Source organism: Rubritalea tangerina, assembly GCF_042683245.1.
Taxonomy (GTDB): Bacteria; Verrucomicrobiota; Verrucomicrobiia; order Verrucomicrobiales; family Akkermansiaceae; genus Rubritalea; species Rubritalea tangerina.
The window spans coordinates 123,710-134,376 of the sequence record NZ_JBHUJB010000022.1 but is presented as its reverse complement, the minus strand read 5'-3'; the positions used below and the strand labels follow the sequence as shown (position 1 = coordinate 134,376).

Below are 10,667 nucleotides of genomic sequence, written 5' to 3'. Positions count from 1 at the left end.
CATAAGCCATGAGCTTACCAGCAACCATGGCGCGGCCTCACCTCTCTTCTCATTCTATCTTTTTTATTTCCAAGCCCAACATTCACTGCACACTCCACAACATGGCAACTATTCTGATTGTTGGGGGCTCTGGCTGCGTCGGTATCGAGACAACAAAAGCCTTGCTGCGTGACGGGCACCAAGTCGTCAGCCTTTCTAGAGGCAATCGCCCACTCAGCCCTCTCGCCAATGTCACCCACGTTCAAGCTGACATTCTCGATCCACAGAGCATCCACAGTGCACTCGAGGCACATGCAATCACCCACGTCCTCCACGCAGCAGCACTGCGGACCACCGATTGCAAAAAGAATCCCTCACAAGCTGTCACCGTAAACATCAACGGTACCGCTAATTTACTCGAAGCCCTCAGCCACTACGGCAAGGTCGAAAGACTTGTCTTCACCAGCACAGCCGCGGTCTATAAAGTCCCCGACGACAACGCATTTGTCGATGAGTCAGCCCCTACTGAGGTGCTCAATGCCTATACCGCCACCAAACTCGCTGCTGAACAACTCGTAGAATGCTACAGCCACAGCCACAACCTCCCCGCTACCATCCTCAGACCCCAAATCATCTACGGCCCCACCCGCGGCTCAGATGGCTCCACCGCAGGCATCACCAGCGCCATCTATAAAGCTAGCAATGGTGAAGACTTTACTATCCCCTTCGGAGGCACCACCTACTTCCACTACTCAGAAGATGTCGGCCACTACCACGCTCAAGCCCTACTGCACAGCCCACACCACTTCGCCCGCTATAACCTCCCAGGTGAGTCCCTTGATGTCAGTTCCATCTGCCAAAGCCTCAACACCCTCTTCCCCAAATCCTCCATCCACCACACCCCATTGCGCTACCCCTTCGCAAATGGACTCATAGATCACGCCTTCCTCAACGACTTTCCAAACACCCAACGCACCCCCCTCACTGAGGCAATCCATACCATGACCCAAGCACATCCGCCCCGGCCGCTTCAACCTCAGCGTCACCAATAACAAAGTCACCAAAGTCAAAGCCGAATAACCCCACCCACTGATTTCTGAAAACTGAAAACTTCTCACCTCTCACCTCTCCCCCCCCAATTTCCCTCTTTGCTTCAGCTCGTAGAGACTCACTGGCATCTTCATTATCGGGTGCCCCTCAGCAGCTCCTTTGGGTAACATTCTCTCTAATTCCACGATGCGCGCTGCCTGCTCAGGAACATCCACCTGGTTCTCCCACTCGTTAGGATCAACTTTGTGGTCAAAAAACTCACGAGCTTTCCCTGATCCATAACTCGTATAGCGATACCTAGCAGTACGTACCGAATGATGTTCCGGACCATAACTTGTGATCACACCTCGCTTCCACACTCTCTCAGGATCATCTAACATGGGACACAAACTCACCCCTTCCAACTCCTCACGACCAGGTAGCCCACTCAACTCAACCAAAGTCGGATAGAGATCAATGAGCCCCACAGCCGCTCCACATTTCCTCCCCCCCTTCTCTCCTGGCACCGAGATGATCAATGGCACTTTTGTCGACCTCTCCCATAACGATTGCTTCGCAACCCGATTCTTCTCCCCCAAATGATAACCATGATCAGACATCAATACCACGATCGTATTCTCAGCATAAGCGCTGGCCCTCAAGGCCTCCAAGACCTTTCCAATCTGTGCGTCCACAAAGGTCGTTGATGCCAGATAAGCCTGTAACATCTCCTTCCATTGACCATGCTTCTCTAACCACTCCACCGTTGGCATCGCAGGCATCGTATTCACCAAACGCGCTAACTCCGACACATCCTCGTAATCATCACGTTTATAATGAGGCAAAACAATCTCCCCGACCGGGTGGTGATCAAACCACGACTGGGGAACATGCCACGGCACGTGTGGCCTCGCAAATCCAAGCGCCATAAAAAATGGCTTCTCATGCTCCTTGCCTAACTGCTCAACCCCAAAAGCTGCAACGCGATAATCAGACATTTTCTCATCACTATCGGGATAAGCCCCCCAATCCGTCAAAGTCGATCCCAAATCCGTCACCGTACTCGGATCATAAACCATCCGCTGTTTCGGCTTGGGACCAAAACTATACTTCGGCCCATAGACATCAAACACTCCATTCCCATCACCATTGTGAAAAAGCTTACCTGCCCCCACTGATTTGTAGCCATGTTGCTCAAAGTAATCCGGCAAAAATACAGCCTCGCGTATCGCCTTTCCACCTCGCCGTAAATGCTTGTCAGAAACCTGCCCGTACACCCCAGTCGTCGTCGGCAATAAGCCTGACATCATCGAGGCCCGGCTCGGACCACAGAGTGGAGCCTGACAATGCGCATTCATGAATAACATCCCCTCCGCAGCCAAGCTGTCCATGTGTGGTGTCTTGGCATTAGGGTGCCCTCCCATACACCCCACCCAGTCGTTCAAATCATCCACCATCAAGAGCAACACATTCGGGCGCTCACCCGCTCCCGCCACCGATATTCCCCCTGCCATAAACCCCAGTGCCAAACCAACCCGGCACATTGCCCACCCTCTCCCCATTTGCCTCAGTTTGTGTAACTTCTTCATAATCTATCAAACTCACTAAAGAATCAGCATCATCATTTCATATTGCGCCAAACACACTATAAAAAAAGCACCATGATCCATATCCGATCACAGTGCCCTCAATGCGGCTAATATCGCCTAGTGTGGTGTCAGAGAAGTAATGGACACCACTACGCTCCGCTTATCGCTTGTTGCGCAAATACGGTGGGATATCTAAATCCTCACCATCCACTAAATTCGGAGCCTCCCCTTCGAATTTCCCTCGTGGTCCACCATCTAACTCTAACTCAGCCTGGCCCGCTTTACTCGCCTTCGTCGATTTCACAGCCTCCTCAATCAAATCATCCGCCACCTCACGCTCAAGTTCTTCAAACATCGTCATCTCATCAGGCTCTTCCTCATGTGGTTCCTCACCTTCTACTGCTTCAATCACTTCCTCAACCACCTCCTCCTGTGACTCGGACAACTCCACCTCTTCACTCACCTCCGGCAACTCAGCACCTTCCGATTCGAAAAGAGTCTCTTCTAGTTCTTCTTCCACCTCTTCTAAGCGATCTAGCAAGTTCCCCTCACTCACCACTTCCACAGCTGCTGGCGCTGACTCCTCAACCTCTTCCTGCTCTGACGCCACTTCCACAACGGGCACTACCTCCTCTTCTACTTTTTCTGAAACAACGACCTCATCAACAACGGGAGTCACTTCAGGCTCAGCCACCACAGACTCCACAACTTCTTGCTGCGTAAGCTGGTCCTCAGGCAGTGAACTAATGATCGTCACACTCAACCCATCTCCCATGTTCGCATCCACCGCAGCGCCAAACAAAATGTGCGCATCATCAGGCACATGCTTGCTCAACTCACGCATCAACAACTCCACCTCAAACAAAGTCATCCCCTCACCGCCACAAATGTGCACCAACGCAGTCCTCGTGTTTCTCAACAAGCGCCCTTTCTCTAACAATGGGCTGGTAAGCGCATTTTGCAATGCCGCCTGACTCCTGTTCTCACCATGCGCAATCCCCGATCCAAACAAACAACGTGAACGTGTCGCATTCAATGAACTCATCAAGTCGTCCAAGCCTACATTGATAATCCCAGGTCGCACAACCAAACGTGTCACGGCCTGAATGCTCTCAGAAATCATTCGGTCAGCTGCCGCAAATGCCTCATGAATCCCCTGAGCCGCCAATACTAACTCGCCCATCCGTGCATTCTCAAAAGTCACCAATGCATTCGCTATCACTGAAATCTCATTCAATGCTGACTCAGCCTGCTCCCTCCGACGGCGCCCCTCAAATTCAAATGGCATCGTGGCAAACACCACGACAAATGCCCCCATCTCCCGAGCTATGCGTGTCACGAGTGGAGCCGCTCCCGATCCCGTCCCACCACCAAGGCCCACACAGACAAAAACCATATCCCGGTCTCTCAGAGCATCGCGAATCTCAGTCTCTTGCTCCTTCGCAGCACGGCCACCCAACTCTGGGTCTCCTCCACATCCCAAGCCCATCGTCAGCTTCGCCCCCAACTGCACCTTCTCAGACGCCACAGAACTCGTCAACGAACGCGCATCCGATGCTAATGCCAACAACTCCACCCCTTGCATACCATCCAAGGCCACCCGGTCGATCATGTTCAAACCAGCGCCCCCCACACCCACTATCTTTACCTGAGAATCTGGAATCGTCTGCTGTTGGTCGCGCTGGTATTCAATCATGGTCACTCAAAAATTAGTTAAGCAATCTTTACTACTTCAGACAGCGCTTGACCAGCCGATAAAATCTAACACAACCAGATTTCCCCAGTTAGATTTCTGCTACTCTCCGAGCTTCCTCAGGTATTCATAACTATAGATCCCCGTCCCGTGCCCATCGGCCCAGTGAAACTGAATCGCATACCCACCAATATTCTCATAGCGAACGAGCGTGAAGCTCTGATCGGTATAATGCACTGGCGGCTTTACCACCCGACCCAAAGCATCTGGTTCCCCTTGGCAATTAGCACACGGGCAAGCCCTTCTGAGCTCCTCGTGCTTGATATAGTTCTCCAGACCATCACTCCAAGCCAGAGCGAGCTCATCCCCTATACTTGCGATATTCACCAAACTTAACATAGCCAGGGATCTAGCGCCTCAACCCGCCCCTAGCAAGCAGCGAGTGCTCCGAAATCACACACCGTAAGTTCTCGCCCCAAAAATGGAGCTTCCCACGCGCACCATGGTCGCCCCTGCTTCGATGGCCACTTCAAAGTCGCCACTCATCCCCATGCTCAACTCAGGCAAGCCAACTCCATGCTTTGCCACAAGCTCATCACGTAAACTGACCATCGCTTGAAAAAAAGGACGCGCCTGATCTGGCTCAGACACCGCCGGCGGAATACACATCAAGCCTCGTACCTCCAAATGCTCTAACTCCAAAACTTCTGCAAAGTGCTCACGGATCTCGTCGAGCTCAAAGCCCCCCTTGCTCAGCTCCGCACCAATATTCACCTGAAGCAATACCTTAGGCTTCACCCCCATATCTGCAGCCACCCCATCCGCATAACGCGCCAATTTCACAGAATCAATGCTGTGCACCCAACTAAATAAACCGAAAACCTTGCGTACTTTGTTGCGCTGAAGCCCCCCAATATAGTGCCACTCAATGCCTGGATCCATTGCCGGAATCTTCTCCTGACCTTCCTGTAACTTATTCTCCCCCAAAACCCGTTGCCCAGCATCCACGGCCAACTGCACATGTGCCACCGGCCATGTCTTCGAGACCGCCACCAAAGTCACTGCTCCCTCATCTCGTCCAGCCCGCTCAGCCGCGGCCTTCACACGTCCCTGCACCTCTGCCAAATTCTCTGCAACCTCAGTCATTCCCACATCCTCATTTCCTAAACAAAAAACACAACCCCAAACCCATGCGTTCCCCCCAAATCTCTAGAAGCCATAATCACCCCTGCCTAGGTAAACCATTTCACCAAGCTTAAAGGCTGAACACCCGTAAACCACATTTTGGCAACCTCCGCCACTTGCATTTCTCGAAACTGACGTGACATTTGACACGCTGCCGCATTTCACGCTTCCCAAGTAGGCATCAAGCATCTTAAATGCACCGCCCTGCAGCCCTCAGCGGCCGACAGGCAAGGGCAGAGCGCAGCCGCGCAGCCACCTAAACTTTTCACCATCAATCATTAGTAAATGAAGACCAGCCCATACGATCAACGATTTACTCCGGACAGCACCGGCTCACTTCACTCATTTAATAACGAGCGCGACAACTGCGGCATGGGCGCAATTGCGAATATTAATGGCGTTCCGTCCTTCGACATCCTCAATAAAGCAGTCGAATCCGTCTGCAACATGACCCACCGTGGTGGTGTCGATGCCGACATGAAAACTGGTGACGGCTCTGGTATCCTTTCCCAAATCCCACGCAAGCTCTTCAAGCAAGAAGCTGAAAAGCTCGGTGCTACTGTAGAAAATGCAGACGACCTCGGTGTAGGTGTATTCTTCCTTCCAAACAACGACGCGGAAGCAGGTCAGAAGATCAAGGACCTCACTGAGAAGACACTCGCTGAGCGCGGCATCACCTTCATCGGCTGGCGCCAGGTTCCAGTTGCTAAGGACGAACTCGGTGTGCAGGCACAGAAGTCCTGCCCTGACATCCAGCACCTCATCGTTTCCAAGCCATCTGGCTGGGAAGACCTTCAGTTCGAGCGTCAACTCTACCTCGTGCGCCGTACTGTTGAGCAAGCAACTGCAGATGTAGCTGACTTCTACATCCCAACACTTTCCGCTCGTCTCATTTCCTACAAGGGTCTCGCAATGCCTGCAACGCTCCGTGCGTTCTACCTCGACATGCAGAACCCTGACTTCGAGACAGCAATCGCAGTATACCACCAGCGTTTCTCCACAAACACTTTCCCAGCGTGGCCACTCGGTCAGCCATTCCGCATGATGGCGCACAACGGTGAAATCAACACCGTTCGTGGTAACCGCAACTGGATGAGCTCCCGTGAAGAATTCTTCTCCTCCGATGTTTGGGGCGACGATGTCGACCTCGTGAAAAACCTCGTGAAGGACAACGAGTCTGACTCCGCGTCACTCGACCACTGCCTCGAGCTTCTCACACTTTCTGGCCGCGAGATCGAGCACTCCATGTGCATGCTCGTGCCACCAGCATACAAGAACGACAACGAAATCTCTGAAGAGGTATTCGACTTCTACCAGTACCACAGCTCCTTCGCAGAGCCATGGGACGGCCCAGCTGGTCTCGTATTCACAGACGGCACAAAGATCTGTGCAGGCCTCGACCGTAACGGTCTCCGCCCATCCCGCTACGCACTCTTCGAAGACGGCCTTCTCTACGTGGGTTCCGAAATCGGTTGCATCGAGTGTGAAGAATCCAAGGCAATCGCGAAAGGCCGCCTCGGACCAGGTCAGACCATGGTTGCAAACACAGCAACTGGCGAGCTCGAGCTCGACAAGGAAGTCAAAGAGCGTCTCGCGAAGAAGGCTCCTTACGGCCTCTGGGTGGACGAAAACCAAGTTCAGCTCAAGGACTACGTTTCCCACGAAGCAACAGTCCCAGCGGAAGACTACGACGACGTCACACTTTCCCGTATGCAGCTCGCAAATGCGATCTCTGAGGAAGAACTCGACATGGTGTTCCCACCAATGATCAAGGGAGCTCAAGAAGCAGTCTTCTCCATGGGTTGTGACATCCCACTCGCAGTTCTCTCGAACTACCCACGTCTCCTTTACACATACTTCAAGCAGCTCTTCGCTCAGGTAACCAACCCACCGATCGACCCGATCCGCGAGTGGGCAGTCATGTCCCTCGCTGCTGGTCTCGGTGCTGAGAAGAACCTTCTCGGTGAAACTCCAGAGCACGCACGCGTTCTCAACCTTGAGTCCGCAATCCTCCTCGAGCAGGAAATGGATCGCATCAAGGAAATGGGCGACCACGGTTTCTCTAACCGCATCATCGACACCACTTGGGAATTCTCCCAAGGCGCAGCTGGCCTCGAAGCCGCTGTGAAAGCTGTCTGTGCAGAAGTAGAAAAGGCAGTCGACGAAGACATCGACGTCCTCATCCTTTCCGATAAAGCAGCGAGCATCGAGCGCGTTGCTATCCCAGCTCTCATGATCACAGGTGCTGTGCACCACCACCTCAACCGCGTGAAGAAGCGCATGCGTGCTTCCATCGTTGTGGAGACCGCTGAAGCTCGTGACACCCACACAGTGGCAATGCTCTTCGGCTTCGGTGCGACAGCAGTTTGCCCATACCTTGGTTACGCAACAGTCCGTCAGGTCGTAGCAAACGACAAGAAGGGCAAGCTCGGCGAAGGCATGACTCCTGAGAAGGCAATGACCAACTACCGCAAGGCACTTGAAAAAGGTCTCCTCAAGATTATGTCCAAGATGGGTATCTCCGTACTCAACTCCTACCAGGGCGCTCAGATCTTCGAGGCAGTGGGTATCGGCAGCGATGTTATCGATCTCTGTTTCACAGGCTGTGTTTCCCGCATCGGCGGCATCGGCTTCGAAGAAATCGCAGAAGAGTCCATCATCCGTCACAAGGCAGCTTACAAGGACATCCTTGAAAGCGGCGTAGCGATTGAAGAACCACTTCCACTCGGTGACCCAGGTTACAACCGTTACCGTAAGTCCGGTGAGCGCCACGCTCTCACCACTGACGTGATCAAGAACTTCCACACCTACGTGAAGTCAGGTAAGGCGGAAGACTACGAAGATTACGTTAAAGCAACTCTCGATACTCACCCGATCACCATCAAGGACCTCCTTGAGTTCGTACCATCTGAAGGCGGCCCAATCCCACTCGACGAAGTAGAGCCGATCGAGAACATCCGCACACGCTTCACTACTGCGGCGATGTCCATGGGTGCGCTCTCCCCAGAAGCACACGAAACTCTCGCGATCGCAATGAACCGCATCGGCGCGAAGTCCGACTCCGGTGAAGGTGGTGAAGATCCAATCCGTTTCGACAAGTACCCGAACGGCGACCTCGCTCGTTCTGCCATCAAGCAGATCGCATCTGGCCGCTTCGGTGTTTCCGCACACTACCTCGTCAATGCTGACGAACTTGAGATCAAGATGGCTCAGGGTGCGAAGCCAGGTGAAGGTGGCCAGCTTCCTGGTCACAAGGTAAATGGCATCATCGCTCGCCTGCGTAACACGCAGCCAGGCGTGCAGCTCATTTCCCCACCACCGCACCACGACATTTACTCTATTGAAGATCTCGCACAGCTCATTCACGACCTCAAAGAAGTGAACCCGTACGCGAAGGTGACTGTGAAGCTCGTTTCCGAAGCGGGCGTTGGCACTATCGCAGCTGGTGTAGCGAAGGCTGATGCGGACAACATCCTCATCTCTGGTCACGACGGTGGTACTGCGGCTTCCCCGCTCTCCTCCACCAAGCACACAGGTCTTCCATGGGAACTCGGTCTCGCTGAAGCTCAGCAGACGCTCGTTCTCAACAACCTCCGTTCCAAGATCACCCTCCGTACAGATGGTGGCATGAAGAATGGTAAGGACATCGTCGCAGCAGCGATCCTCGGTGCTGAGCAGTTCAACTTCGGTACCACTGCAATGATCGCCATGGGTTGTGTTTACGTACGTAAGTGCCACCTCAACAACTGCCCAGTCGGTGTTGCTACTACTGATCCGAAATGGCGTTCCAAGTTCAAGGGAACTCCTGAAATGGTCATCAACTTCTTCAACGGCGTTGCCCAAGAAGCTCGTGAGATCATGGCGCAGCTCGGTATCCGCAAGCTCGATGACCTCATCGGTCGCCCAGAATTCCTCAAGCAGCGCATCGTTCCAGATCACCCGAAAGCAAACTCACTCGATCTCTCCCCAGTTCTTAAGGACGTGATCGACGAGACTGCTCGCGCATTCGAGATCGACCCAAGCGAAATTTCTCGCATCAACGTCGACGAGCGCAACGACGGTATCCACAAGCCAGAACTCGACGTTCAGATCATCGAGGACATCAAGTCCCAGCAGAACATCTCCGATTTCTCCGAGCTTGCTGACCGTGGCCCAATCACTCTCGACTACAAGGTCGTGAACACCAACCGTAACCTCGGCACACGCACTTCCGGTGCAGTCGCAATGAAGTTCGGTAGAGAAGGTCTTCCATGCGGCTCCATCGTACTCAACTTCACTGGTTCCGCTGGCCAGTCCCTCGGCACCTTCCTCAGCCACGGCATTCAGATCAATGTCTTCGGTGAAGGTAACGACTACGTTGGTAAGGGCATGTCCGGTGGCCGCATCACTGTGAGACCACACAACGGCGTACAGCTCGTCGCTGAAGAAAACTCCATCGTGGGTAACACCTGTCTCTACGGTGCTACTGGCGGTCGCGCATTCTTCAACGGTAAAGCAGGTGAGCGCTTCGGTGTACGTAACTCCGGTGCTCAGGCAGTAGTCGAAGGCGTGGGTGACCACGGTTGTGAATACATGACCAATGGTCTCATCGTGATCCTCGGCACCACAGGTCAGAACTTCGGTGCAGGTATGTCCGGTGGTACAGCTTACGTCCTCGACGAAGACGGTCGCTTCCAGTCCCGCATCAACACTGAAATGGTGGTCGCACTTCCTATCAAGCGCGAGCAGGACATCGCTGAAGCAAAAGCTCTCATCGAAGACCACGCAGAACTCACCGGTTCTCCAAAGGCAAAACGCCTCCTCGAAAACTGGAACAAGACCTGCAAGAAGCTCATCCGCGTTCTTCCAAAAACAAAAGCAGCTCTCGAAGCAGCTGAAGAACAACACGAAGCAGCTTCCACCCCGAAAGCATAATTCGAATCTGCTAACAGCAATTTAAACTAAAGCCCGCGAGGAGAAATCCCGCGGGCTTTTTTTGTGTTTCTCAACCCTCCTCAATAGGCCGGCTCCGCCTATCCTAAAAAAACATCAGAGGGCCACTTCCTCAACTAAGAGAAAGCATTAGAGAATCCCAGAGTTGGTTTCAAGTTGACTGATCTCAGCGGATCGTCTACCACTCGCGCCAAGCGGAGCTGATCGGATCTTTTCAGTCAGGCAGCTCTTTCCATTTTTAACTCAAATCTGAACACTAT

General features: G+C 53.2%; 6 protein-coding genes. 2 read left to right on the top strand and 4 right to left on the bottom strand.

The features are described from left to right. Window positions 1–101: 101 nt before the first annotated feature. Window positions 102–1,031: an NAD-dependent epimerase/dehydratase family protein gene (locus ACFSW8_RS05810; RefSeq protein ID WP_377177689.1), complete on the top strand. Its 930-nt coding sequence runs from the start codon at window positions 102–104 to the stop codon at window positions 1,029–1,031. Window positions 1,032–1,100: 69 nt separating this feature from the next. On the opposite strand, the gene ACFSW8_RS05805 is transcribed toward ACFSW8_RS05810, so the two are convergent. The 4 genes from ACFSW8_RS05805 to ACFSW8_RS05790 form a co-directional block, all read right to left on the bottom strand. Further along, window positions 1,101–2,597: a sulfatase gene (locus ACFSW8_RS05805; RefSeq protein ID WP_377086355.1), complete on the bottom strand. Its 1,497-nt coding sequence runs from the start codon at window positions 2,595–2,597 to the stop codon at window positions 1,101–1,103. Between the two features lie 160 nt (window positions 2,598–2,757). Next, complete coding sequence (locus ACFSW8_RS05800) at window positions 2,758–4,293, bottom strand: cell division protein FtsZ (RefSeq protein WP_377086357.1); 1,536 nt, start codon at window positions 4,291–4,293, stop codon at window positions 2,758–2,760. Window positions 4,294–4,392: 99 nt separating this feature from the next. Further along, entirely contained in the window at window positions 4,393–4,689 is a 297-nt protein-coding gene (locus ACFSW8_RS05795) for a DUF971 domain-containing protein (RefSeq protein WP_377086361.1), read from the bottom strand. Between the two features lie 54 nt (window positions 4,690–4,743). Continuing rightward, window positions 4,744–5,436 (bottom strand): YggS family pyridoxal phosphate-dependent enzyme, encoded by a 693-nt coding sequence (locus tag ACFSW8_RS05790; RefSeq protein WP_377086363.1) that lies wholly within the window; start codon window positions 5,434–5,436, stop codon window positions 4,744–4,746. 324 nt (window positions 5,437–5,760) lie between these two features. On the opposite strand from ACFSW8_RS05790, the gene gltB reads away from it, so the two are divergent. Beyond that, complete coding sequence (gltB, locus tag ACFSW8_RS05785; RefSeq protein ID WP_377086366.1) at window positions 5,761–10,389, top strand: glutamate synthase large subunit; 4,629 nt, start codon at window positions 5,761–5,763, stop codon at window positions 10,387–10,389. The last annotated feature ends 278 nt before the right edge of the window (window positions 10,390–10,667 follow it).

Excerpts from the sequence above, each read along its gene's own strand:
- ACFSW8_RS05810 (WP_377177689.1), top strand. The coding sequence starts at position 102 with ATGGCAACTATTCTGATTGTTGGGGGCTCTGGCTGCGTCGGTATCGAG.
- ACFSW8_RS05805 (WP_377086355.1), bottom strand. The coding sequence starts at position 2,597 with ATGAAGAAGTTACACAAACTGAGGCAAATGGGGAGAGGGTGGGCAATG.
- ACFSW8_RS05800 (WP_377086357.1), bottom strand. The coding sequence starts at position 4,293 with ATGATTGAATACCAGCGCGACCAACAGCAGACGATTCCAGATTCTCAG.
- ACFSW8_RS05795 (WP_377086361.1), bottom strand. The coding sequence starts at position 4,689 with ATGTTAAGTTTGGTGAATATCGCAAGTATAGGGGATGAGCTCGCTCTG.
- ACFSW8_RS05790 (WP_377086363.1), bottom strand. The coding sequence starts at position 5,436 with ATGACTGAGGTTGCAGAGAATTTGGCAGAGGTGCAGGGACGTGTGAAG.
- gltB (WP_377086366.1), top strand. The coding sequence starts at position 5,761 with ATGAAGACCAGCCCATACGATCAACGATTTACTCCGGACAGCACCGGC.